The following is a 23,837-nucleotide window of genomic DNA, read 5'->3' as shown; positions in this document are numbered from 1 at the left end:
GCGGGCGATGGCCTGCAATGGATGAGACTATTGTAGGCAATGCGCAGGTTAGGCTGTCATTCCTGAGCTAGTATTAGGTCAGCGTTAGACTAGGAAAGTAAATAAACCGTCAATTGATTGTATTGATCTAAGCGGGTACCCATTACGTTTACCTCTTCGGCCTGTTAGTCTAGCTAATGACAATACAGAGTAAATGAATGAAATATCATCCAAACGCGTGACAAGAAGGAGCGATGATGCAACAACATAAAATTTTGATGGTGCTAACATCCCACGATGCCATGGGCGATACGGGTCACCAGACAGGCTTTTGGCTTGAAGAGTTCACGACCCCTTATTACGCGTTTAAAGATGCCGGCGCAAGCATTGTTGTCGCCAGTCCCAAAGGCGGCAAGGCACCGATTGATCCGAATAGCGAGGCGGAAGATGCGCAGGCTGATTCAACACGTCGTTTTGACGGGGACGCTGAGCTACAAGACATGGTTAATAATACCGTCAAGCTAAGTGATATTAATGCTTACGAATATGACGCCATTTTCTATCCCGGCGGCCATGGTCCATTGTGGGACTTGGCGGAAGATCCAACCTCGCGTCAATTGATCGAAACCTTCTATTACCAGGGCAAACCTGTCGGTGCGGTGTGTCATGGCCCGGCTGTGTTCCGCCATACTCGTTCAGATCGCGACGAGCCGTTAGTAAAGGGCAAGCGAGTCACCGGCTTTACCAACGGTGAAGAGGCCGCGGTTGGCTTAACCGAGATCGTTCCTTTCTTAGTGGAAGATATGCTCAAAGAAAACGGTGGTATGTACGAAAAAGCGGATGATTTTACCTCATTTGTGGTCACCGATGGTAACCTAGTCACTGGGCAAAACCCAGTATCGTCTGAAGCGTGCGTCAATGCGGTATTGGCGTTGTTAAAGTAAGTCATATGATAGTCTTTCGATGAAAGCGCCTGCGGGCGCTTTTTTTGTATCGGGAGACATTAAGAGGGGTGTTTTTTATCCAATGGATTCGTGTAGATTAAAAACGACACGGATACAAGAGCACGCCGCATGAAAATACTCATCATTGAAGATGACCACGATCTTAGCCTCGCGATTTCAGAATATTTAGAGCTGCATCATATCGACTGTGATTTTGCCTATAACGGCGAAACCGGTGTTCAGCTTGCCAGCCAGCAGACGTTTGATTGTGTGATACTCGATAATATGCTGCCCAAAACACAGGGTATGGCGGTTTGTCGTGAGCTGCGTGAGCAGGGCATTGATACCCCGGTGTTAATGCTGACCGCGTGCGGCGCGGACACTGACCAGCTTGAGGGCTTTCGTGCCGGCGTGGATGATTATGTAGTTAAACCTTGCACCATGCCTTTGTTGCTCGCACGTTTACAAGCCTTGCATCGGCGTCATCACCCGGTGCGAGAATGTATTACCATTGCCGATCTGACGATTTATCCCAAAGAGCATATCGCGTCGCGCGGTGACACGCCGCTTAAACTGACCCCTATCGGTTGGAACATTCTGTTGCTACTCGCGCGCCGCTCACCCACTGTGGTGTCCAGAAGCGATATTGAAGAGGCGATTTGGGCCAGCGAGGATGTCCGGCAAGGGACCATTAACGTGCATCTTCACCATTTGCGCAAAGTAGTTGATAAGCCCTTTACAAAAACGCTGATCCACACCCATGTCGGCATTGGTTTGTCTCTTTCCGAGGCTCCGCCTGTATGAGCCAACGTCCTGTTCGAAGCCTCGCGGCACAATCGCGCCGCCAGCTTGTGTTGATGGCGGTGGCGATCTTTATCGGGTTATTGGCACTTGTCACCGTGTTTAGTTTTTATCAAATCAGTCAGGCAGGCAAAAACTACATGCGGCTCGATGCTATCAAACTAGAGCAAAAGCTGACCGCCGATCCTAACTATCTATTACCCCAAAGCGACACTGTCAGTGCGTATCGAGATTGGCAGTCTATCCCAAAATCGGTGCGTGATTTGTTTTCCTCAGAGCCGATACAACCCGATGATCCGATTGAAATTCAGCGCATTAATTCTAGTGGAGCGCGTGAGTATGGTTATTTGTTGTACTCCGACCAGCATCTATCGCAAGGATTATACCTAGTCGAATTTGAAGCGGCAGAAAAAATCGAAGCATTAGCCGCCATGATTGTCGAGCGCTCTTTGGCCGATGCCAGCGTGTTAATTGCCGCTTTTATGCTGGTGCTTGTCACCGTGATTGGGCTGTTGTTCAACAACGCATTAAAGCCACTGAAAGAGTTGGTGGCATGGTCAGCGCGGGTAAAAACACACCCGGATCAAGATATCGATGTGCGCTTTTCGGTACGTGAAGTTAACCAAATCGCCGACCACTTGATGGCCTCGTTGCAACAGGTGCGTGAGTATAACCAACGGGAGCAGCAGTTTTTAAAGCATGCCAGCCATGAACTGCGCACGCCCTTGGCGATCATGCAGGCATCCTTGGATACTTTGTCGCTGCGTATCGATAACAAGGATGCCAGTTATCCGGCATTGCAGCGTGCCTCGCGTGCCAACGTTAATATGATGGCGCTGTCTGAATCACTGCTTTGGCTGGCAAGGCAACATCCAGACAAAATTCGCCAATCAAAGGTCGACCTTGGCTCGCTGTGCGCAACCTTGGTAGATGAGCTAGCGTATCTTGCGGCACATAAGCAGGTGACCGTTCATATCGATAATCAAAGCGACTACATCTCTATCGAGAGGGAGTTATGGCGTATTGCGAGCGCCAACCTGATTCGCAATGCGCTCACCTACAGCGCATCCGGCGTGATTGAGATTAAGATCACCAATGGGCAGTTTTCGATTGCCAACCCTATTGATTCAGGCGTGGACGAGAATCAGATCGGATTTGGCCTAGGTCTACAGCTTGTTGAACGCATTGCCAGTCAGCTTAACTGGCATTTTGAATTTCAGTGCGACGCTCAGGTGGCGAGGGCGCTGATCAATTGGGAAGCGGCGCACAAAATGACGGGAGTGTCTTAAGGTTTTCTTAATACCGGTTGTTTCAAGATAAGGGCGAACTCTCAGTTACTATTTCGTCATTATGGAGAACAGCCGGTGAATCTATTTGTCACACTTATCTGTTTCGTTTTGATCTTGGTGCCCTGGGTAGGACACGCGCAAACCGGCAGCGTGTCTGGGGATAATTATCTAACCGTCGGTCTGGTCGGCTATACCGAGCCGTCGATTTATACAGACGGTGAAGATGACCAAGACATTGAGTTGGTGGTTGAGGCGCAATGGGAGGGGTTTTTTTATCGTAACGATACCCTAGGTGTGTATCTCGCCGAGGGCGACAGCTGGTATGTGTCGGCGGGTGTGGGCGACGATGTGTTTGGCGACCATACCCGCGGTGACAGTAAAACCCTCAAGGATATGAAAAGCCTCGATAAGGTGTATACCGCTAATCTAACCACGGGATGGGTAACATCGGTGGGCTATTTTGAGCTCGGCTACCATCATGATATCTCGGATAATCATAACAGTGGCGCAGTAGTGGCTCGCTATGGCGCTCCCATAGAGCAAGGCCAGTGGGTGGTGGACCCACAATTGTCACTGACTTGTGTGGGTCGCGCGGTGAGTCGTTATTATGTCGGCGTGTCAGCGCAAGATACCAAAGCTGGCCGACCTACTTACCAACCTGATCAAACCTGCAAATTCCAATCCGACCTCAATCTCTATTACACGCTTGGCCGTGCGCATCATCTGTTGTTGGGGGTGAGCTATCGCCACTATGGCGATGAAGTATCAGACAGCCCGATTGTTGATAGAGATGATCTTTGGTCGTTCAATACCGGCTATTTATACGCCTTTTAGCGGCAATTGGGTGGAGGGAGAAAGGGGATGAAGTGGCTAAAGCGAGGCTTGATAGCATTGATGCTGATAGGCGTTTTTGTGGTGATAGCCATGGATGATCCAAACGCGGGGCTGTATCGTCAAGCCATTCAGTTTAACGCAGGCGATAATCAGCTCACGGGTGAGTTAATTTTACCTGAAAGTACTGAAACACCGCATCAGTGTGTGGTGTTTGTGCATGGCTCAGGTGATGTGCCGATCGATGCGTTTGGTTATTACCTCCCACTTTGGCGAGTGTTAGCGGCGAATGGGTGGTGTGCAATGTCTTGGCATAAGCCGGGCGTGGGGGATTCCAGCGGGGATTGGCGGTCGCAATCGATGCAAGATCGCGCCGATGAAGTCGCCGTGGCGATTCGCTATTTGCGCCAAGCTTTGGGGCTAAAGGATGGCAAGCTGGGGTTGATGGGCTTTAGCCAAGCCGGTTGGGTGATCCCTAAGGTGGCGCACCAAGTGGAAGATATCGACTTTTTAATCAGTGTAGGCGGTGCAGTCAACTGGATGGCGCAATCCCAGTATTCTGGACGTCAACGACGATTAGCCACCGGATACAGTGAGTCAGGTAGTGCGACAAAGCAAGCTGCCGAGGCGAAAGTGGATGCTTTGATCCAATCCGGCGCGTCGTATCAACAGTACCTAGACCACGTAAATCAGAATGAGAAAGCGCCCATGAGCGAGGCCTTTTGGCAATTTGTACAACGTAATTGGGCCTCGGATGTGACCAATGATTTAATCGATCTCGACGTGCCCATGTTAGCGTTATTTGGTGCGCGGGATGCTTATGTCGACTCGGATAAGACCGCTTCAACCTATCATCAACGGCTTGCTAACGCGCCGCTGCCTTTTTATCACGTGCGTGTGTTTGAACATGCCGATCACAGCCTACTGCGCACCGACAATATCGCCAACGCGCACAGTGAGCATCACCGCTGGTTAACACTGGCCCGTATTTGGTGGCAAGGCGATGCAGCGTTTGCAGATGGCGTGATGCCATGCTTAACGTCTTGGTTAGCGCAGTTTGAGAGCGGACGGCCAAGGCAGACTAATATCTGCGCGCCTGAGTAGTCAAGCGATGTAAAGCCCGTATTAAACGCCGTCACGACGCAGGGCTAACGTTTCATTTTGTAGCGAATTGGGGTTTAATGCAGGCATTGACGCAAAAGCTAAGAGAGCCAGCATGCAAATATGGGTAGATGCGGACGCTTGTCCGGTCGCGATGCGCGAGATGATTGTTCGTGCGGCACACCGAACGCACATTCAAGCCACCTTTGTAGCCAACCAATTTATTCGTTTGCCGCCGTCGCCCTATGCCAGCGCACGTCAGGTAGAAAAGGGCTTTGATGTGGCGGACAACCAAATTGTTGCCGATGCCGTCGCCGGGGATTTGGTGATCACCCAAGATATTCCCTTAGCGGATGAAGTGATTGAAAAAGGCGTCACGGTAATTAACACCCGCGGTGAATTGCTCACCAAAGAAAACATCCGTGCCCGACTCAATATCCGTGATTTTATGGAAACCATGCGTAGTAGCGGCGTGCACACAGGCGGGCCCGCACCGCTTGGCCCGCAGCAAAAACAAGCCTTTGCCAACCAACTTGATAAATGGCTGGTTAAAGCTCAGCGTTATCATGCTGCGCAAGCAAAATCGTCTGATTAAGCCGGCGCGCTTATTCTCTTACTAAATAGCTTTTCTCACTTAACTTTTCTGCTGGCTAAATAGCAACCGGTGCCCACTTGCTATCTGCGAAGTGGGCAATCAGCGCATCCAGCAACGCACGCACCGCCGGTGGTTGGTTGCGACGTGACGGGTATAAGGCGTAGATATCCATCGCTTTGGGTTGCCAATCGGGGAGCACGACTTCCAGCTGACCTCGCGCAATGGCACTATGCGCCAAATAAACTGGCTGCATGCTCACGCCCATTCCCTGAATGGCGGCACTGAGTAAGGTTGTCGCCTCGTTGGCAGACAGCTTACCTTGCACCTCAACTGCGGCGTGTTCCTCACCTTTGTCTAAATGCCAAATTGGCCGATCAAATTGTTTGTAACTGAGGCAGCTATGCGCGGTGAGATCGTCTGGTGAGCGGATTGGTGCATGGGCGGCTAAATAATCCGGTGCCGCCACCAAGACGGAATCACACGCGGCGATCGGGCGACCAATTAAGGAAGGGTCGGGGTTGGACGCAATACGGATGGCAATATCAATCCGTTCCGCAATCAAATCGATCGCCTTATCCTGTACTTCAATATCCACATCGACGCCGGGGTGAGCGGCCATAAAGGGCTTTACCGCGGGGATTAATTGCGCAAAACCAAACGACATACTGGTCGCCACCCGCACTTTGCCAGTTAAGCCCGCCTCTTGCTGCCATTGCTGTGTCAGGACATTGGCTTGCTCAACCCATTGTTCCAGTTGTGGCAAGCTTTGTTCGCCGGCGGAGGTTAACGATACTTTGCGCGTAGTGCGCTGTAATAAGCGCACGCCTAACCAGTCTTCTAGCGCTTCGACATGGCGAGTCACCATGGGGCGCGACATCTCAAGACGCTCGGCCGTGGCGGTAAAACTTTGTGTAAGGGCAACATCAATCAATACGCGAGCGGCAGTCAGTGTGTCCATGTCAATCTCATCTTTGCTTAAGAGCTAGCCGTTCGTAACACGGTACGATCAGTTTATATGCTCGAATTATGAAATAATGATGTAAATTATTAGCTATATATTCGAACAAGTCGAGCCCGTAAACTGCGCAGCATCTCAACACCGAATGCAAAACAACGGAGCACGACGATGAAATTGATAAAAACCCTAGCCGCCTCTTTATTACTGACCGGTAGCGCAATGGCAGCAAATAATGCTGAACCCTTGAACCTAGACGTGTATAACGCGGATGGTAATAGCTTCCACGTAAACTCAACCTTGGTGTACGGCGAAACCGAAGCCATGGTGGTTGATACTGGCTTTACTAAAGCAGATGCGCTTCGCATTGCCGCCAAAGTACTGGACTCCGGCAAAGCGCTGACCACCATCTTTATCAGCCAAGCCGACCCTGATTACTACTTTGGTGCGGAAGTGCTGCACGGCATGTTCCCTGACGCAAGAGTGATCACCACACCGGCTGTGCGCGCCACCATTGCAGAAAAACTAGACGGAAAAATGGCATTTTGGACCCCAAAAATGGGTGACAATGCCCCGCAAAATCCCGTGGTGCCCGCAGCTTATACCCGTTCATCATTGACACTGGACGGCCGTAAGATTGAAATTCGCGGCGCGAAAGGCGAGTTGGCTCACCGTCCGTATCTTTGGATCCCAGCCAACAAGGCGATCCTGGGTAACGTCGCCGTGTATGGCAATGTTCACCTGTGGATGGCAGACGCACAATCTGACCAAGCACGTGAAGGTTGGGCCGCACAACTAGAAGAAATGGCAGCACTGAAACCTGAAGTGGTGATCCCAGGCCATATGAAAGCAGGCACGGCACTAAACGCTGATACCATCACCTTTGCCCAGCAGTATTTGCAAGACTTTGCCGAGGCGAAAGCCAAAAGCAAAGACAGTGCTGAGCTGATAAAAAACCTGCAAGCGAAATATCCGGAAGCGGGTTTGCCGATGGCTTTGGAAATTGGTGCGAAAGTGCACATGGGAGAGATGGAATGGTAAACGTCCACTATATATTTGACCCAATGTGTGGCTGGTGCTTCGGCGCCGCCACCTTGATTGAAAGCCTAAGTAACAACCCTGACATCAACCTGCAACTTCATCCGGGTGGTATGCGAGAGCGTGCGCCGATTGAAGACAGCTTTCGTCAACACATTTTGGCGGCAGATCAGACCATTGCTGATCAAACCGGACAGACATTTGGTCAAGCCTATCTTGACCGCGTGGCAAGCGACCAGCCGGTCGTTTTGGACTCCTTTATGACCGCGCAAGCGATACTCGCTGCTCAGCAGCTTGATGGTCAGGGCGAGGAGATGCTGAAACGCATTCAGCGGGGCCATTATCAGCAAGGTCGCTCCGTCTATGACGCTGACACGCTCGCAGAGCTTGCCAGTGAGATGGGGATAGCGGCAGAGGCTTGGCAACAGGCGATGAATCGCGCCGAAAATGACGTGATGCCTGCGGTGAATCAAACCCGTCAATTGATGGCAGCGCATGGCTTACGCGGTTTTCCATCCATGCTGGTGGAGCAAAACGGTCAATGGCAAGTCATCACAGTGAGCCAATACTATCGCCGCCCAGACGCATGGCAGGCGCTGTGGCAAACACTGACTCAGGCATAAAGCAAACAAAAACGGCGAGCACCAGGCTCGCCGTTTTTATTGCGATCATTGTATGCGTACCATTTATTTGGGTGCAGTCAGCGGCACTGGCTTTTTAGGCTCAAAGCCTTCGATGATGCGACGTTCAAGTTGGTGCCCGAGACGTGCTTCAATCATACGCAAATTTTTGGTGTTGTCTTTTGAGACCAATGAAATCGCTTCGCCTTGAGCACTGGCACGGCCAGTACGGCCAATCCGGTGAACGTACTCGTCGGCTGGGAAGGGTAGATCGTAATTGACTACGCGCTCAAGCGACTCAATATCAATGCCGCGTGCGGCGACACCGGTTGCAATTAAAAATTGGATGTCACCGTTTTTAAAGTCTTCCAGCAATTGGGTCCGCGCGGCTTGGCTGCGTCCACTGTGAAACGCTTCAGCGGCAATGCCACGTTTTTCCAGCTGGGTGGCGAGTTTGGCGGCGCCATGTTTGGTTTCGATAAAAATTAATGCCTGTGCCCAACCATTCTCTTTGATCAAATGGCTAAGCAGTGCGGACTTCTTGTCTTTATCGACTGGAATACACCACTGAGTAATGTTGTCTTTCGAGGCATCTCGTGCGGCAATGCTGATTTCTTTGCCTTCATCGCCAATGGTCGCTTTGGCTAGATCGCGCACTTTATTAGACAAGGTGGCAGAAAACAGCAGACACTGCGTGCTTGCCGGCAATCGGTCGAGAATATTCTGAATCGCATCAATAAAGCCCATATCGAGCATTCGATCGGCTTCATCCAGCACCAGCACTTCTACTTCATCTAGATAGACGGCACGTTGGCTGAGTAAATCACGCAACCGTCCCGGCGTAGCGACCAAAATGTCGACGCCGTCGATCAAGGCTTGCTTTTGTGCCTGCTCGTCCATACCGCCAACCATCGCCAAGGTTCTAAGCGCGGTAAACTGCGTATCTTGGCGGGCGCTTTCGGCGACTTGCAAGGCCAACTCTCTTGTTGGAGCAATCACCAATGCGCGAGCGCGCTTTTTGCGTCCCGCTTCACCGGCACACAACTTATCGATAATGGGCCAGATAAAACTTGAGGTTTTCCCGGTACCTGTTTGTGCCGCGGCAATCAGATCATGGCCTTGTTGGATGATCGGAATGGCTTTGGCTTGAATTGGCGTGGGGATGGTATAGCCGCGTTGGGCAATGGCTTGGCAAAGCGGGGCGCTTAACCCCAGTTTTTTAAATGGCATGGCAAACTCAACAAACAATGAATGCGCGCCCACCCATAAAAAGGGTGGAGACACTGAATGGCGTGGAGTCTAGCACGAACCCCACATCCACACGACGTAAAATCTGCTGGTATCCTGAGTGTATGTTCTAGGCCGCGTTCTTTCTCAGCTCATGCGGGTAAATACGCGTGCCGTTTAATGTATTCTCATACACAGCTTGCTCTCGGAGATAAGACCAAGCATGGGCTTCTGTCCCTGTTTGCGCCGCTAACCGGTCGATAACAGCATCAATGTGTCGACCTGCATAGTCTTTGTGAGGGGTAAACAGTTCCTTAATGGCTGATAACATAGCACGCTCCTTATGTGTAACTAAATTACATATCAGTATGTACAAAGCATAGTTTGTGTTTGAAATGTGATCAAGTTTAAACTTTATATCTGTACTAAATAACATTTTTGTAATTAGTTTTCATCTATGCGCTCTGCTTCGGCTGTTTTGGTCTTTTCTTCTATTTCTATCCCGCGATAGGGCTCGCCCTCATCATCATGCAGTTGGTGGTCATACGCCGCTTGTAGACCGGAGTCCTCGATCACTTCTTCATCCCATTCAGAGCGGCGCCAAGTACCGCAAACTTTGTGCTAGATGGGTTGGTCATGGGCCTCCTTAATCTGTATCTGTACCGTTTAAATATTGCGCGGGTAGGTGATGAGCAAATTGTTGTGGTTATCACCGGTGACGTCCAGCTTTTTGATAAGCCAAGGTAGAGCTTGGTGAGTAAATGACCAATAGAAAAATGTGGCGGTTATTAATGATTTTGTCATTGGATTAACACAAGGTCAGATAGTAGTTGATAGCCTCACATTTATTCGATTATGTGGAGTACCAAAATTGAAACATGTGATGTTAATGCTATTAACTGTTGCTCTGGTATCAGGCTGTCAGCTGACCCGTGTAGAAGGCGAGCTTGATAATGTAGAGGTGAAAGTGAACTCAAAAGATAGTGAGACGCGATCGTCTGGAAAGTTTTGCCCGCCTGGGCATGCCAAACAAGGTAAGTGTTAGAAAGATCATTGTTAAATATCACCAAGCACACACAGATGGCGCGGCGGGGTAGAACTCACCCAGTTATATGCTAAGCGATAACTAGCAGGTGTTTGGGTGATGACACCTGCTGTCTTTTTTCGTTGAGAAGGATAGGGTCAACGCCACATAAAATGTTATTTAAATATCATACACCAAGCTATCTGCCGCCAAGAATGGCCATTGTAAGCGGTGGGGGGCTGTATCGTCATGGTTAAAGAAATAACCAATATGTGGCATGGCATAAACGGTATCGCCCTTTTGATACGATGCGGCTTGCCAAGCATGATGAGTTAGGGTGGCCTCCCACAATTGATCACTTTCCCAACCTTGTGGTGCCAGTGATACGCGTACCTCGGCGCCGACAGGGTTGACTGATACCACGCGCATGGGCAGCGATACCTGGCTGTTCGGTTTATCGGTGATGGTCAGTTCATGGCTGCGTACATACAAATCGCCGGATTGTTTGGTCTGCGCATTGAGGGCGGGTTCGATAAAGGCGTTACCATTTTTCCATACCCCTTGCTGAAATTGGCCGGAAAAGACATTCACGTTCCCCAAAAAATCAAACACAAATCGACTCTTCGGCGAAGCATACAGATCAACCGGGCTATCGACTTGTTCAATTTGCCCGTTACTCATCACCACCACCCGATCGGATAGCTCCAGCGCTTCATCTTGATCGTGAGTGACGAACACGCTAGTGAATGCCATTTCATCATGTAGGCGTCGTAACCATTGTCGTAGTTCTTTACGTACTTGCGCATCTAATGCCCCAAACGGTTCATCCAAAAGTAAAATTTCTGGTTGCGTCGCGAGTGCACGTGCCAGAGCGATACGTTGTTTTTGTCCGCCCGATAATTGTTCGGGATAACGCTGGCGAAGATGACCAAGCTGGACCACCTCGAGCAGCTCGTTAACTCGTTGAGTGATGGCGGCCGCTGAAGGGCGCTCGCGCCGCGGCATGACTTGTAAGCCGAACGCAATGTTTTCAGCGACTGTCATGTGCTTAAACAAAGCGTAGTTTTGAAAGACAAAGCCAACGCGTCGATCGCGAACATGCACCCGGGTGACATCGCGTTCGCCAAAATGGATTTGGCCACTATTGCTGTTTTCTAACCCCGCAATAATCCGCAGTAACGTGGTTTTTCCCGAACCTGATGGTCCAAGTAACCCCATCATTTCACCCTTTTCTATGGTGAGAGATAGCGGCGAAAGTGCCTGAAACTGGCCAAAGTGTTTGGTGATATTGTTTAATTGAATTTGCATTATGTTACTGCTCACTCTGGGTCGTTTGTGGGATAAATTGGGCTGGTGTTGACGCCATGTGCTCATCAAGCGGCGTTATGTTTGTCTGTGCGCGTTGCTGACGCCACTCTACTAAGGCTTTGAGCGCTAACGTTGCCAATGCCATAAAGGCAAGCAAAGAGGCACAAGCGAACGCGGCTTGGGTTTGATAGTCTTCATACAGAAGCTGCACTTGCAAAGGCAAGGTATTGGTTTGGCCACGAATGCTACCTGACACCACTGCCACCGCGCCAAACTCACCGATGGCCCGGGCATTGGTCAAGATCACCCCGTATATCAGGGCCCACTTGATGTTCGGTAAGGTGACGCGTCGAAACAGTTGCCACCAAGACGCCCCTAAAATCACCGCCGCTTCTTCTTCGGCGTGTCCTTGCTGTTGCATCAGCGGAATAAGCTCGCGAGCAACAAAGGGGCAGGTGACAAAAAGGGTGACTAAAACAATGCCAGGCAGTGCAAACATCACTTGTAAATCATGCTCAAACAACCACGCGCCTAGCCAGCCGTTACTACCGTACAGCAGCAAATAGAGTAGACCAGCGACCACAGGTGATACCGCGAAGGGAATATCAATCAAGGTGGTGACCAGTTTTCGGCCTGGGAACTGAAACCGAGTTACCGCCCATGCGAGCATGACACCAAACACTAAGTTAACCGGCACCGTGATAACGGCAACCAATAGCGTTAACCCAATCGCATGGCGTGTATCGGGGGCAAGAAGGTGCTCAAAATAGGTACCAATACCGTCAGAAAATGCAATAGAAAAAATGCTCAATAAGGGAAGCACCAACACGAGCGCAACCAGTATCAGCATTAAGCCAATCAAACTACGTTTGATCCAAACAGAATCACCGATTCGGGCAGTGTGGGGAGTCATAAAGCTATCCTTAGCGACCGTGAATACGTTTTAAGTAGCGACCTTGCCATAGGTTGATCGCAAACAGTAACGACAATGATGCCATCAAAATCACTGAGGCAATCGCACTTGCCGCTGGGAAATTAAACTCTTGCAAACGGACAAAAATCATCAATGAGGTGATCTCGCTGACGTAAGGCGTATTGCCCGCAATAAAAATCACGGCCCCAAATTCGCCAAGACTGCGCGTAAAAGATAAGGCGATACCTACTAATAAAGCGGGTTTGATGGTCGGCAGGATAACGCGCCAAAACACGGCAAAATCGCTTGCGCCTAATAAGGTGCCAGCTTCTTCTTCCTCTTGAGAAATTTCTTCCAGTACGGGCTGTACGGTGCGCACGACAAACGGCAAGCTGGTAAACATCATCGCAATCATAATGCCTATCGGCGTATAAGCCACTTGTATACCGAGGTTCGCGAGCACGCTACCTATCCAGCCATTATCGGCATACAAGGTAGCGAGGGTGACACCGGCGACTGCGGTGGGCAGTGCGAAAGGCAAATCCACCAACGCGTCAATAAAGCGTTTACCCGTAAAATCGTACCGCACCAACACCCACGCAAAGAGCAGTCCAATCGCACCATTAAATAAGGAAGCGATAAGCGCCGCGCCGGCCGTGACTTTATAACTGGCGACAATACGTGGGTCTGAGATGGCAAACCAATATTCCTGCCAAGTCATTTGACTGGTTTGCATGATTAAACCACTGGCTGGCAGTAGTAAAATCAGGCTAATAAACAATAGCGATACGCCCAGACTGATACCAAACCCTGGGAGTACGCGCTGATGACGCACTCCCCGTGGCATAGATTGGCGTTGATGCGATAACGATGGCATAACGTCTCGATTTAAGTCGTAATAGCAATTAGCGGCGCTGGAGCTGGTCTAGCTTTCCGCCACTAGCAAAGTGGGTTTTCATCGCCTTATCCCAGCTACCTGAAATCTCTTCTACCGTCAGTAATTCAACCTGAGGGAAGCGATCGGCATACTCGTCTGCGACGGCTTGGTGATGAACGCGGTAATTAAAGTTAGCCAGTAAGCGCTGCGCTTTTTCACTGTAAAGATAAGACAAATACTCTGTCGCCAGTTCAGTGGTGCCATTGCGTTTAGCATTTCGCTTTACCACGGCAACGGGGAATTCAGCCAGGATCGAGGTTTTAGGCACCACGATATCGTAATCATCACTGCCATATTGTTGGCGGATGTTATTCACCTCTGATTCGAAGGTGACTAAGACATCGCCAATGCCACGTTCAACAAATGAGGTGGTTGCGCCACGGCCGCCGGTATCAAATACGGCCACATTGGCGAGTAACTGCTTCAAAAACGCATCTTGCTGTTCAGTGTTGTCTTTGCCAAACGTTTTTTGCGCATAACCGAGCGCGGCTAAATAGGTATAGCGCGCATTGCCTGAGGTTTTTGGGTTAGGAAAGACCGATGCGACATCGTCTTTGGCAAGGTCGTCCCAGTTTTCAATATTTTTGGGATTGCCCTTACGCACCAAAAAGGCGGTGGTGGAATAATAGGGCGAGCTGCTATTGGGGAAGTTGTCTTTCCAATTGGCATCGATCAGTTTGCCACGATCGTGCAGTACCTGCACATCAGTGACTTGGTTAAAGGTGACGACATCCGCTTGCAGCCCTTGCATAATTGCGCGCGCTTGCGCCGATGAACCGCCATGGGATTGCTTAATCGTTACGGAGTCGCCGGTTTTTTCTTGCCAGTGCTCTGCGAATAGTGGGTTGTAGTCGGCAAAAAGCTCCCTTGCGATATCATAAGAAGAGTTCAACAGTGTTTGTTCAGCGGCGAATACCTGTGCGCTGCTGGTGGCAAGTAGGGCCGACAGAGCCAGCGTTTTGAATACCTTCATTGTAATGTTCCTTAATGACCGGTTGATGCTTGTTCAACAAAAGAAGTCGCTATAAGTCACAGAATAAAAGCAATCATTAGGAATAAAAAACAGTTTTACTATAACCATTTTGTATATGTTAGTGACAATTTATCTGCGTGCCAGTGATAAACCCTTGTAACATGGCGTTTATAGACAGTGCCCCATGGCATGACGCCAGTGAAAAAGATAGGCAGAGGTAAGAGACGTGACTGATTTCCCAACGCTTGAAGACTACGTAGGACAAACACCCTTGGTACGTTTGCAGCGTCTAGGCGCTGATACGGGGAGTACTGTTTTGGTTAAACTTGAAGGCAATAACCCGGCCGGTTCGGTCAAAGATAGGCCCGCGCTGAACATGATTGTGCAGGCCGAAGCGCGGGGAGATATCCAACCGGGCGATACCTTGATTGAAGCGACCAGTGGCAACACCGGGATAGCGCTAGCAATGGCGGCGGCGATTAAAGGCTATCGTCTGATTTTAATCATGCCTGAAAATGCTACCCAGGAGCGCAAAGATGCGATGCGTGCCTATGGCAGTGAGTTGATTCTCGTCTCTAAAGCGTCGGGAATGGAAGGTGCGCGTGATTTGGCGTTATCCATGCAATCACAGGGCAAGGGCAAAGTGTTGGATCAGTTCAATAATCCGGATAACTTTCAGGCTCATGTGACCGGTACAGGGCCTGAAATTTGGCAGCAAAGCCAACAAAAAATCACCCACTTTATTGCCAGCATGGGCACCACAGGCACCATTGTGGGCACATCAAAGTACCTAAAAACGCAAAACCCCGCGATAAAAACCATTGGCTTACAGCCGACAGAGGGCAGTGCCATCCCTGGGATCCGGCGCTGGCCCGCTGAGTACTTACCCGGCATTTATACCGACGAGCATATCGATGAGGTGATGGATATTTCTGAGCAAGACGCCAAAGAAACGGCGCGAACATTAGCGCGAGAAGAGGGGATTTGTGCGGGGGTGAGCTCTGGCGGGGCCGTATATGCGGCACTGCAAGTTGCCAAAGCTGAACCCGACTCTGTGGTGGTAGCCATTATTTGCGATCGCGGCGATCGCTATTTATCGTCTGGGTTGTTTTCTTAACCGTTCTAGCTAAAAGATCTAGGTCGTAATGATGAGAAAAAATTACTTAGTATGAGGGACAATGCAATAAACGGAAAAGTAGATGGTTTTCTAGGCGATTATGAAGTCTTTTAATACAAGCCAGATGGTAATTAACTCTTTGTTATTAATGGTAATATATTTTTTGTTACATTTTTCATTCTTCTAATGCTTATTAATTAATACGCCTGATTATCGGATAAATAATGATGCTCTACGCTTTACTGATATTACGCGACTAATAACGTAGTTCACATACTTTAAAATGTTCTTGTGGATTGGCTAGCCACTGAAGTAAAGAAGCATAAAAAGTAACGATATGGTCCTAGAGTTAACGGGGGAGCCACCATGATGTTTAATCAAACTAGACGCCTACTTACCGAAAGCGAGACAAACAGAGAACAACTAGAAATCGAGCTTGATGCCATCATAGAAGGTGTTGCCACCATCACCTTCTCTCCTGATGGAATTGTGCTCAGTTGCAATCAACTATTACTTGATATTATTGGTTACGAGAGTAATGAAGTGGTTGGACAGCACCACTCGGCAGTATGTTTTCCTGAAACGACAGAGTCCCAAGAATACCGCGATTTTTGGATGCGTCTCGGTCAGGGCGAAAGACAGAAGGGCGTTTTTCGACGCCGGCACAAAAATGGTAACGAAATTTGGATGGATGCGTCTTATTTTCCAGTTAAAGATAAAACCGGACGAGTGGTTAAAGTTCGCAAAATCGCGTCCGATGTGACGCGAGTCCACCAAGAAAAAGCCAAAAAAGAGGCGTTGTTTATGGCGCTCGACCGTTCCATGGCGGCCATCATTTTTACCCCCCAAGGCAACATTATCCATGCTAACGACAATTTTTTAGCCACAGTGGGATATGAGTTAGATGACATTGTAGGGCAGCATCATCGTATATTCTGCGACGCTGACTTTTATGAGCAAAATCCGAACTTTTGGGCAGAACTGGAAGATGGACAATTTAAGGGTGGACAATATCAACGGCGTGACAAATTGGGCAATGAAATCTGGTTAGAAGCCACTTATAACCCCATATTCGGTGATAGTGGGCGTGTTGAAAAGATCGTGAAATTTGCTTCCAACATCACTGCACGTGTGCAGAAAAGCCATGCAGTCTCTCAAGCCGCTGAACTCGCCCACCATTCGTCAGCCGCGACACTTCAACATGTTGAGGATGGTAGTGCTTTGCTCAAAGAAGCGGTCGATATCACTAGCCATGTCACTGAGAAAATGCAATCAACGGCTGAGCAACTCCACCAACTGACTGAGCACGCACAGAGCATTGAAGAGATTGTGACCACGATTAATCAAATCGCTGAACAAACCAATTTACTTGCTTTAAATGCTGCTATTGAAGCCGCACGTGCCGGCGAGATGGGCAGAGGATTTGCTGTGGTAGCTGATGAAGTGAGAAGTTTAGCCAAACGCACCAGTGAATCGACAACACAAATCGCCAATGTTGTCGATGAAAATAGAAAATTGACCCATGGTGTGAGTGAGTCGATGGAAGAAGTGGCAGTAGAATCGGAGCAGAGCCGAGAAAAAATTGCCTCAGCGGAAACTGTCATGCGTGATATTTATGCCGGAGCTGAAGAGGTCTCTGATACAGTTCAACGTCTCGCTACTTAGCGCTAAACTTTGGCGCCCTGTCTAAAGCGGATATCAGGGCGCATCATCTCGCATGAGTCTATTTAAGTTTTTACTGGTGACGGTATTCGTGTTTGCTGAAGATAGGTTATGACGCGCATCCCGACTAGCATGCTAATCACAAATAGACCGATCGGTAGTGCGCCGGAGCCAATAGCCGTGATCGCCGGTCCTGGGCAAAGTCCGGCGAGTCCCCAGCCGGTGCCAAAGAGTAATGCGCCGCCGATGAGTTTTTTATCAAGCGTTTGCGTCTTGGGTAGACAAAATTGATCGGCCAGTACGGGTTTTTTCTGCCGACGTACGGCCAAAAAGTAGCCGGGAACAAAGACCAACAGCGCACCGCCCATCACAAACGCAAGGCTGGGATCCCACTGGCCGAATACATCCAGAAAGCCAATCACCTTCGCGGGATTGACCATGCCTGACACCATCATACCCACACCGAAGATAAAGCCAGAGAGTAGAGCAACAAGGCGAAACATAAGCGATAAACGTCCTTAAAGGTGTAAACGAACAAAAACAGTGACAAAGGCAGCACCCATAAAAGTGAGCGTTGCCACGATTGACCGTTTCGATAAGCGACCCATGCCACAAATGCCATGACCACTGGTACAGCCGTTACCTAATTTAGTGCCTATCCCGACCAGCAACCCCGCGAGTACGGCAACCATAGGTGTGAGTGCAGGCGCAAGGCTTGTGTAGTTGGGTAGTTCAAAACCGATAAATGGCATGAAGACCCCCGCACTGACCATACCCAGCAAAAACAGACCTCGCCATTGAGCTTCACGGCCGTGTGATGATAACGCGCCTGACACAATACCGCTGATCCCGGCAATACGGCCATTGAGTGCTAAAAGTGCGAGACAGGCAGTGCCAACCAGCATGCCACCAAACAAGGCATCCCATGGGATTTGAAACGTCATGATTTTCCTCTCAGTGAGTCAAAAAACGTTACGGCTAAAGGAGAAGGGCAGCATACTTGAATACATTTATAAGTCAATACTAATTTAGGGTTGGGTGTTTTATTTGCTTGTTGGACGTGTTGACCTGTGTTAATCGTTGCTCCAATCTAATTTAAGCTAGACTGAGCAATACGCACCGTCTTAGTCAGTAAAAACCGAAGGTGCAATCATAGAGTCGGTAGGTTACGCTCTCTGCATTTTGGTTATCTGAGCAACACTGGGCAAATTATACTTATTTGATTCAATAGCTTGAAGCTGTGAAGCGATAGAGCTGTTATACTCGACGAATATCACAGCCGTAGGTGTCAAAGAGGAGAAACTGAGCAGTGTTAAGAGATAAAAAAGGCTTTTAATGAAGAAAACAGCGTACTACGCACTAAAATTAGCATTAACTTACTTCTTTTTTGCTTCGTTGTGGATACTGTTTTCCGATAAATTGGTTAACGTGCTGTCCGATAATCTTGAAATGTATACTTGGGCACAGTCGTTCAAGGGGCACCTGTTTGTCGTTATTACCTCAGTGTTACTTTGGGGGTTAGCACAGAAAAATAATCGTGATTTAGAGCGAGCGAGTGACATCGATACGGTTACCGGGCTTCATAGTCCCTCCGTATTCATTCGTCGCGCTGATACATTACTGCAGCGTGCTAATGCTGAGTCGTGCTATATGTTGTTTGTACTCGACATTGATAACTACACGTCGGTAACCAATAAGCTGGGCTTTGATCGCACCAATCAACTGCTGATGGGGGTGGCGCGTAAAATAGATACGCCCACCGTGCCTGAAAACCTAACCTCGAGAGTGCACGCCGATAGATTTGCATGTTTGTTGACGTTGTCCGATGTTTGCGAAATGACGCCATACATTGACAAGTTACATCGTCAGTGTAACCAGTTTTTGCAACGATACGATAGAGACATTACCTGTTCGGTAGGCGTGGCGGTGTTTGACTCGGATGGCGAAGACACCACGGCTTTAATGACAGCGGCGACACGCGCATTGAACGAAGCGAAGAAGTATAAAAATGCCGTTGCATATCACGATATCCATCTAACAGAAGAGGCTAAAAAGCGGCAAAACCTGGTTAATGATCTTAAGCAGGCGATTGATACCAATAAAATCGATGTTGTTTTCCAGCCTCAATACCACGTGGTTTCTGGCCAATTAAGTGGTTTAGAAGTATTGGCAAGATGGACACATGATCAATATGGCAATATACCCCCGAGTGTGTTCATTCCTCTCGCTGAAGAGCAGCATTTTTGCGAGGATTTAACGGCACTGGTGTTAGAAAAAGCCACCAAACAACTGAATGAAAGTCAGCTGCTAGGTAATATGGTTAAACGGGTATCGGTCAATATCTCTGCGGTTGAATTTAACAGTGTGGACGCGATAGCACGTATCGATACCTATTTGCAGTCCAACCCTGAATTCGCTCGTTATCTTTGCCTGGAGATCACAGAAACTGCCGCATTAGATGACATTATTGAGTGCGCGCGAGTGGTTGACACGCTTAAACGCCATGGCGTCACCTTTTCGATTGATGATTTTGGGGTCGGCTATACCTCGTTAGGTATGTTTAACCGGATCAACGTCGATGAAATTAAGATTGATCGTAGTTTTATTCAAGCGATGGAAACCGATAGTCGCGCCAAAGCGATCACCGCTGGCATTATCGATATCGCTAAACGACTGGATATTAACGTGGTAGCTGAAGGGGTAGAGACCCACACTCAACTTATGCTGTTAAAGCAGCTTGATTGTCAACACGTGCAGGGTTTCTATCTAGGCTATCCGGCGCCTTTAGAGCAGTTGGCTGTAGCCCAGTCGTTTTAATGGTCATGACTTTGGCCAACGTATAAAAAGAAAAAGCGCGAGTGTTTTTATCTCGCGCTTATTGACGCTCTAGCTTTCAATGTCGTTCAATAAAACCGCAAGCTCATCAATGCTTTGAACCGTACTTTCCACCAACTCGCTAATTTGTTTGCTCGACTGGTGAGAGACTTGAGCTAATTGGCGAACCTCATCGGCGACCACCGCAAAACCACGCCCCAAATCACCGGCACGAGCGGCCTCGATCGCTGCGTTCAGTGCCAGAAGGTTGGTGCGCTCGGAAATGTTGTTGATAGTATCGATAATTTTCATCACTTCCTGGCTTGACTGAGAAACGGACTGCATTGATGTTTGCGTTTTTGCCACGGTTTTACGTCGAGCACTGATATCAATACCAAACATGACATAATTAAGTATATTGCCGGAAAAATCTTTGAGTACACAAATCCTCGCATCAATTGCGAGTTGCTCCCCTTTTCCATTAAACTCAATGAGGGTGGAGGCATGGCCTTGTTTATCGATACTTTCTTTTAATTCGTGCGTGATTTTATGGTAGATGTCATGGGAGGCGTCTTCGCATCGCGTACCGATATTTTTCAAGGCGTCTTCAAATAGAGAGTTTATGGAATCAAGCTTACCGTCGGGGCAAATTTCCATAATAACTAATGCGCCGCTGATAGCATCTAATTTACGGGTGAAATCTAAGTAGGTTTGTTTTACCTGAGTAATATTGGCCTGCACAGAGATATAGTGCGTAATATGGTGGTTGTCGTCCCAAATAGGGTTGATAGAAAGCGATATCCAGTAAGGCTGCCCATCTTTAGTATAATTTAGAATCTCATCATAGAAGGGCTCATAGCGGGCAAGATGATCACGAATGTTTTGCACGGTTTCAGGACTGGTATCTGCTCCTTGAAGAATATGACCAGGCTTTTTGCCTCTCATCTCATCTAAGCTATACCCTGACATCCGCTCAAAACCACGGTTTACATAAACCACTTCTCCTTGTGGGTTAGTGACTATAACCGCATTATCGGTTTCGTTTGCCACCATGGACAATAACTGCATTTCTTCCCGGCGTTGCACAGTCTCAGTGACATCTTTTACAAAGGCAGTATAAAGTGTTCGATTACCAAGATGTACCTTCGATAATGAGAGCTGCCCCCAGAGTCGATGACCATCCTTATGTTCGATCTCGACTTCTCTACTGGTGCCAACAATTCTATCTTCGCCGGTCTTTCGGTTGCGATTTACATAGTCATCATGGTTGGCTTGGATTGCATGAGGCACCAACATTTTAACGTTCTTGCCATGAACATCTTCTTTGCTGTATCCCCACAGCTGCTCGGCCGCTTTGTTATAAAAGGTAATACAATTGTTTTCATCAATACACACCACAGCATCAAGCGCTTGTTCGAGGGTTTGGGTCATCATCTCTCGCGCATCTCGTTCAGCGGTAACATCACGAACAAATGCCGTGTAATGAATTTTGCCAGAGACGCGTATCTTGGATAAAGACAGTTGCACCCAAGTCAATGAGCCGTCTTTTCGTCTGAGCTGCACTTCACGAGAACGCCCGACGATGCGATCTTCTCCCCCAGATCTGTGTCGGTTAACGTAGCTGTCGTGGTTGGCTTGTAACTCGGTGGGGATCAGCATTGCTACGTTCTTTCCTTTCACCTCGCTTGCTGAATATCCCCAAATGTCCTCTGCTGCCTGATTAAAGAAAGTGATGTTATTGTGGTGATCAATGGTGACAACCGCGATAATTGCTTGCTCAAGCGCTTGTAGGTGAGAGTTAGAACGACCTAGCATATTGATCCTCTCTGTTAATGGCCTTTAAGCTGTGAGACAAAAGGTGTGAGCCCTAAGTCGGTACCTTGATTATCAATAAAACTGACAAATTATGATGGTAACTTAATAGGTATAAGCCAGGTTGGGCGGGTTTTCCAATAAACAAAAAGCGCGAGCATTGGCTCGCGCTTTTGACTGGCAATGATTCGCGTTTAAGCTGTGGCAAACTTGTAAGTGCGATAGCCGCCTAGTAAATTACGGGCTTTAAAGCCATGATTGACTAACTGGCGATAGGCGACGTTGCCGCGCAAGCCGACTTGGCAGTAAATCAAAATTTCTTTGTCTTTGGGAAGCTCATGAATGCGCCCGCGCAGTTCGTCAACCGGAATATGGATATCGCCTTCGATATACTCACCGTTTTCGCGTTCGGGGGCATTGCGCACATCCAGAAGCACTTGGTCATCACCTAGGGTCGCTAAATCGTGATAATGAACCGCTTTTGCGTCACCTTTGATCAGGTTAGTTGCTACAAACGCGGCTTGGTTGATCACATCTTTAGCACTGCCATACGGTGGGGCATAGGTCAGCTCCAAATGTTGCAGTTGCTCAACCGTCATCCCGGCACGCTGTGCAACCGCCATGACATCAATGCGTTTATCAATGCCATCTTTGCCTACCGCTTGTGCGCCTAAAATAGCGCCCGTGTCGGGTGTAAATAACATTTTAAACGAGACAATTTCTGCGCCCGGGTAGTAACCTGCATGGCTTGCCGCGTGAACATAGACTTTTTGGTAATCAATGTTGGCCTGTTTAAGTTGCTTCTCATTTTGGCCCACAGAGGCAACGGCCAGATCGAAAATCTTACAAATGGCGGTGCCTTGGGTGCCAAGATAATGCTCAGTGCTTCCTAGCATGTTGTCAGCGGCCATGCGCCCTTGACGGTTAGCCGGTCCAGCCAGTGGTACCAGCGTCGGCTTGTGAGTGACAAAGTCGATTTCTTCGACGGCATCCCCGACCGCATAAATATCTGGGTCTTGGGTCTGCATGGTGCTGTTGACCACGATCCCGCCTTTTTCACCAATCGCCAGGCCGGCCTGTTGTGCTAGGGTGACTTCAGGTTTTACGCCGACAGCCATGATCAACAATTCAGTGTGTAGCGTGTCACCATTATTTAGCGTGAGGCTCAGTGAACCTTCTAAGTGTTGCGGTTCACTGGGTTCACCGGCGTCATCACTGGCCACATGCGTGGTTGGAATGTATTCGGCCGACGCCAAGGCCGTCCCCAGGCGTAAATCAATGCCATGATCACGAATGCTCTGATGGGCAAAGCCTGCCATTTCGCGGTCAACCGGCGTCATCACCTGATCGGCCATTTCTAAAAGGGTGGTTTGAATGCCACGCTGATGGAGTGCTTCCATCATCTCAAGACCAATAAAGCCTCCGCCGACGACGGTTGCGTGACTAGGGTTGTTCATCTCGATGGTGTGCAAAATTGCATCCATGTCCGGGATGTTGCGCAAAGAATGTGTGAGTGGGTTATCTAAGCCAGGAATCGGCGGCATAATTGGCGCCGCGCCAGGGCTTAATAGTAATTTGTCGTAGCTCTCTTGATAGGTGCTGCCATCGGCCCGAGTGACCGTAACGGTTTTGTTTTCGCGGTCAATGTTACTGACGGCGCTATTAATACGCACATCGACATTAAAGCGCGCACGAAAACTATCTGGGGTTTGTAGCAAGAGCTTACTGCGATCCGTGATATCGCCACCGATATGGTAAGGCAAACCACAGTTAGCGAACGAAACGTAGGGGCCGCGTTCGAACATAATGATCTCAGCGTCCTCGGTCAGACGGCGTGCACGAGCTGCAGCAGAAGCGCCACCGGCGACGCCTCCAATAATTACTATCTTGGTCATTT

The 23,837-nt window shown here is 48.9% G+C and carries 23 protein-coding genes and 1 pseudogene; 12 read left to right on the top strand and 12 right to left on the bottom strand.

The window, feature by feature from the left end; translation table 11 throughout:
* Positions 1 to 236: 236 nt before the first annotated feature.
* The 6 genes from BZG75_RS08815 to BZG75_RS08790 all read left to right on the top strand — a co-directional run bounded on the left by BZG75_RS08815 (position 237) and on the right by BZG75_RS08790 (position 5,540).
* The gene (locus BZG75_RS08815; RefSeq protein WP_077576748.1) at positions 237 to 923 is read left to right on the top strand and encodes a type 1 glutamine amidotransferase domain-containing protein; all 687 of its coding nucleotides are present in this window, start codon (positions 237 to 239) and stop codon (positions 921 to 923) included.
* Between the two features lie 129 nt (positions 924 to 1,052).
* Positions 1,053 to 1,727, top strand: coding sequence for a response regulator transcription factor (locus tag BZG75_RS08810; protein WP_077576747.1), 675 nt, complete (start codon positions 1,053 to 1,055; stop codon positions 1,725 to 1,727).
* Positions 1,724 to 3,013 (top strand): sensor histidine kinase, encoded by a 1,290-nt coding sequence (locus tag BZG75_RS08805; RefSeq protein WP_077576746.1) that lies wholly within the window; start codon positions 1,724 to 1,726, stop codon positions 3,011 to 3,013. The genes BZG75_RS08810 and BZG75_RS08805 overlap by 4 nt, the downstream gene beginning before the upstream one ends.
* A gap of 75 nt (positions 3,014 to 3,088) precedes the next feature.
* Positions 3,089 to 3,847 carry a MipA/OmpV family protein gene (locus BZG75_RS08800; RefSeq protein WP_158009975.1) on the top strand — a complete coding sequence of 253 codons (759 nt, stop codon included), beginning with the start codon at positions 3,089 to 3,091 and terminating at the stop codon, positions 3,845 to 3,847.
* A gap of 27 nt (positions 3,848 to 3,874) precedes the next feature.
* Positions 3,875 to 4,948: an alpha/beta hydrolase family protein gene (locus BZG75_RS08795; protein ID WP_077576744.1), complete on the top strand. Its 1,074-nt coding sequence runs from the start codon at positions 3,875 to 3,877 to the stop codon at positions 4,946 to 4,948.
* 112 nt (positions 4,949 to 5,060) lie between these two features.
* Positions 5,061 to 5,540 (top strand): YaiI/YqxD family protein, encoded by a 480-nt coding sequence (locus BZG75_RS08790; RefSeq protein WP_077460683.1) that lies wholly within the window; start codon positions 5,061 to 5,063, stop codon positions 5,538 to 5,540.
* A gap of 55 nt (positions 5,541 to 5,595) precedes the next feature.
* On the opposite strand, the gene BZG75_RS08785 is transcribed toward BZG75_RS08790, so the two are convergent.
* Positions 5,596 to 6,498 carry a LysR family transcriptional regulator gene (locus tag BZG75_RS08785; RefSeq protein WP_077460684.1) on the bottom strand — a complete coding sequence of 301 codons (903 nt, stop codon included), beginning with the start codon at positions 6,496 to 6,498 and terminating at the stop codon, positions 5,596 to 5,598.
* Positions 6,499 to 6,666: 168 nt separating this feature from the next.
* Between BZG75_RS08785 and BZG75_RS08780 the strand changes: the two genes are divergently transcribed.
* Positions 6,667 to 7,536 carry an MBL fold metallo-hydrolase gene (locus BZG75_RS08780; RefSeq protein WP_077460685.1) on the top strand — a complete coding sequence of 290 codons (870 nt, stop codon included), beginning with the start codon at positions 6,667 to 6,669 and terminating at the stop codon, positions 7,534 to 7,536.
* A complete protein-coding gene (locus tag BZG75_RS08775; protein ID WP_077460686.1) occupies positions 7,530 to 8,156 on the top strand; it encodes a DsbA family protein in 627 nt (208 codons plus the stop codon). Before BZG75_RS08780 ends, BZG75_RS08775 begins: the two co-directional genes overlap by 7 nt.
* 63 nt (positions 8,157 to 8,219) lie before the next feature.
* Here BZG75_RS08775 and BZG75_RS08770 read toward each other — a convergent pair whose 3' ends face one another.
* From BZG75_RS08770 to cysP, 7 genes are all read right to left on the bottom strand, one after another.
* Positions 8,220 to 9,383, bottom strand: a complete 1,164-nt coding sequence (locus BZG75_RS08770; RefSeq protein WP_077460687.1) for a DEAD/DEAH box helicase — start codon at positions 9,381 to 9,383, stop codon at positions 8,220 to 8,222.
* A 127-nt stretch (positions 9,384 to 9,510) separates the two neighbouring features.
* Positions 9,511 to 9,711 (bottom strand): hypothetical protein, encoded by a 201-nt coding sequence (locus BZG75_RS08765; protein WP_077460688.1) that lies wholly within the window; start codon positions 9,709 to 9,711, stop codon positions 9,511 to 9,513.
* 113 nt (positions 9,712 to 9,824) lie between these two features.
* Positions 9,825 to 9,956 (bottom strand): hypothetical protein, encoded by a 132-nt coding sequence (locus tag BZG75_RS15630; protein ID WP_274532497.1) that lies wholly within the window; start codon positions 9,954 to 9,956, stop codon positions 9,825 to 9,827.
* A gap of 628 nt (positions 9,957 to 10,584) precedes the next feature.
* Positions 10,585 to 11,712, bottom strand: coding sequence for a sulfate/molybdate ABC transporter ATP-binding protein (locus BZG75_RS08755; RefSeq protein WP_077460690.1), 1,128 nt, complete (start codon positions 11,710 to 11,712; stop codon positions 10,585 to 10,587).
* A gap of 4 nt (positions 11,713 to 11,716) precedes the next feature.
* A complete protein-coding gene (gene cysW, locus BZG75_RS08750) occupies positions 11,717 to 12,625 on the bottom strand; it encodes a sulfate ABC transporter permease subunit CysW (protein ID WP_077460691.1) in 909 nt (302 codons plus the stop codon).
* Positions 12,626 to 12,635: 10 nt separating this feature from the next.
* Positions 12,636 to 13,472, bottom strand: coding sequence for a sulfate ABC transporter permease subunit CysT (gene cysT, locus BZG75_RS08745; protein WP_108742907.1), 837 nt, complete (start codon positions 13,470 to 13,472; stop codon positions 12,636 to 12,638).
* Positions 13,473 to 13,530: 58 nt separating this feature from the next.
* The gene (gene cysP, locus BZG75_RS08740) at positions 13,531 to 14,535 is read right to left on the bottom strand and encodes a thiosulfate ABC transporter substrate-binding protein CysP (protein ID WP_077460693.1); all 1,005 of its coding nucleotides are present in this window, start codon (positions 14,533 to 14,535) and stop codon (positions 13,531 to 13,533) included.
* A 226-nt stretch (positions 14,536 to 14,761) separates the two neighbouring features.
* Between cysP and cysM the strand changes: the two genes are divergently transcribed.
* The 3 genes and pseudogenes from cysM (at position 14,762) to BZG75_RS15680 (ending at position 17,317) form a co-directional block, all read left to right on the top strand.
* On the top strand, positions 14,762 to 15,652 hold the full coding sequence (cysM, locus tag BZG75_RS08735) for a cysteine synthase CysM (protein ID WP_077460694.1): 891 nt from the start codon (positions 14,762 to 14,764) through the stop codon (positions 15,650 to 15,652).
* Between the two features lie 366 nt (positions 15,653 to 16,018).
* Positions 16,019 to 16,780 (top strand): annotated as a pseudogene (locus BZG75_RS15685) (PAS domain-containing protein); the annotation flags it as partial.
* A 138-nt stretch (positions 16,781 to 16,918) separates the two neighbouring features.
* Positions 16,919 to 17,317 carry a methyl-accepting chemotaxis protein gene (locus tag BZG75_RS15680; protein ID WP_408642360.1) on the top strand — a complete coding sequence of 133 codons (399 nt, stop codon included), beginning with the start codon at positions 16,919 to 16,921 and terminating at the stop codon, positions 17,315 to 17,317.
* Between the two features lie 62 nt (positions 17,318 to 17,379).
* On the opposite strand, the gene BZG75_RS08725 is transcribed toward BZG75_RS15680, so the two are convergent.
* Positions 17,380 to 17,817, bottom strand: a complete 438-nt coding sequence (locus BZG75_RS08725) for a YeeE/YedE family protein (protein WP_077460695.1) — start codon at positions 17,815 to 17,817, stop codon at positions 17,380 to 17,382.
* 15 nt (positions 17,818 to 17,832) lie between these two features.
* Positions 17,833 to 18,258, bottom strand: a complete 426-nt coding sequence (locus tag BZG75_RS08720) for a YeeE/YedE family protein (RefSeq protein WP_077576743.1) — start codon at positions 18,256 to 18,258, stop codon at positions 17,833 to 17,835.
* 391 nt (positions 18,259 to 18,649) lie between these two features.
* Here BZG75_RS08720 and BZG75_RS08715 point away from each other — a divergent pair, with 391 nt between their 5' ends.
* Entirely contained in the window at positions 18,650 to 20,131 is a 1,482-nt protein-coding gene (locus BZG75_RS08715; RefSeq protein ID WP_077460697.1) for a putative bifunctional diguanylate cyclase/phosphodiesterase, read from the top strand.
* 69 nt (positions 20,132 to 20,200) lie between these two features.
* Here BZG75_RS08715 and BZG75_RS15620 read toward each other — a convergent pair whose 3' ends face one another.
* Positions 20,201 to 21,943: a PAS domain S-box protein gene (locus BZG75_RS15620; protein WP_077460698.1), complete on the bottom strand. Its 1,743-nt coding sequence runs from the start codon at positions 21,941 to 21,943 to the stop codon at positions 20,201 to 20,203.
* 191 nt (positions 21,944 to 22,134) lie between these two features.
* On the bottom strand, positions 22,135 to 23,835 hold the full coding sequence (locus tag BZG75_RS08705; RefSeq protein ID WP_077460699.1) for an FAD-dependent oxidoreductase: 1,701 nt from the start codon (positions 23,833 to 23,835) through the stop codon (positions 22,135 to 22,137).
* Positions 23,836 to 23,837: the final 2 nt, after the last annotated feature.

The sequence above is a fragment of the Salinivibrio sp. AR640 genome, assembly GCF_001995405.1.
In the GTDB taxonomy this organism is placed as follows: domain Bacteria; phylum Pseudomonadota; class Gammaproteobacteria; order Enterobacterales; family Vibrionaceae; genus Salinivibrio; species Salinivibrio costicola.
This window is presented reverse-complemented; position numbering and strand designations above follow the sequence as displayed.

Coding starts and splice junctions, on each gene's coding strand:
- BZG75_RS08725 (WP_077460695.1), bottom strand. CDS start 17,817: ATGTTTCGCCTTGTTGCTCTACTCTCTGGCTTTATCTTCGGTGTGGGT.
- BZG75_RS15620 (WP_077460698.1), bottom strand. CDS start 21,943: ATGCTAGGTCGTTCTAACTCTCACCTACAAGCGCTTGAGCAAGCAATT.
- BZG75_RS08775 (WP_077460686.1), top strand. CDS start 7,530: ATGGTAAACGTCCACTATATATTTGACCCAATGTGTGGCTGGTGCTTC.
- BZG75_RS08785 (WP_077460684.1), bottom strand. CDS start 6,498: ATGGACACACTGACTGCCGCTCGCGTATTGATTGATGTTGCCCTTACA.
- BZG75_RS08810 (WP_077576747.1), top strand. CDS start 1,053: ATGAAAATACTCATCATTGAAGATGACCACGATCTTAGCCTCGCGATT.
- BZG75_RS15680 (WP_408642360.1), top strand. CDS start 16,919: ATGCAATCAACGGCTGAGCAACTCCACCAACTGACTGAGCACGCACAG.
- BZG75_RS08755 (WP_077460690.1), bottom strand. CDS start 11,712: ATGCAAATTCAATTAAACAATATCACCAAACACTTTGGCCAGTTTCAG.
- BZG75_RS08720 (WP_077576743.1), bottom strand. CDS start 18,258: ATGACGTTTCAAATCCCATGGGATGCCTTGTTTGGTGGCATGCTGGTT.
- cysP (WP_077460693.1), bottom strand. CDS start 14,535: ATGAAGGTATTCAAAACGCTGGCTCTGTCGGCCCTACTTGCCACCAGC.
- BZG75_RS08715 (WP_077460697.1), top strand. CDS start 18,650: ATGAAGAAAACAGCGTACTACGCACTAAAATTAGCATTAACTTACTTC.
- BZG75_RS08795 (WP_077576744.1), top strand. CDS start 3,875: ATGAAGTGGCTAAAGCGAGGCTTGATAGCATTGATGCTGATAGGCGTT.
- cysW (WP_077460691.1), bottom strand. CDS start 12,625: ATGACTCCCCACACTGCCCGAATCGGTGATTCTGTTTGGATCAAACGT.
- BZG75_RS08705 (WP_077460699.1), bottom strand. CDS start 23,835: ATGACCAAGATAGTAATTATTGGAGGCGTCGCCGGTGGCGCTTCTGCT.
- BZG75_RS08815 (WP_077576748.1), top strand. CDS start 237: ATGCAACAACATAAAATTTTGATGGTGCTAACATCCCACGATGCCATG.
- BZG75_RS08780 (WP_077460685.1), top strand. CDS start 6,667: ATGAAATTGATAAAAACCCTAGCCGCCTCTTTATTACTGACCGGTAGC.
- BZG75_RS08790 (WP_077460683.1), top strand. CDS start 5,061: ATGCAAATATGGGTAGATGCGGACGCTTGTCCGGTCGCGATGCGCGAG.
- BZG75_RS08770 (WP_077460687.1), bottom strand. CDS start 9,383: ATGCCATTTAAAAAACTGGGGTTAAGCGCCCCGCTTTGCCAAGCCATT.
- BZG75_RS08765 (WP_077460688.1), bottom strand. CDS start 9,711: ATGTTATCAGCCATTAAGGAACTGTTTACCCCTCACAAAGACTATGCA.
- BZG75_RS08805 (WP_077576746.1), top strand. CDS start 1,724: ATGAGCCAACGTCCTGTTCGAAGCCTCGCGGCACAATCGCGCCGCCAG.
- cysT (WP_108742907.1), bottom strand. CDS start 13,472: ATGCCACGGGGAGTGCGTCATCAGCGCGTACTCCCAGGGTTTGGTATC.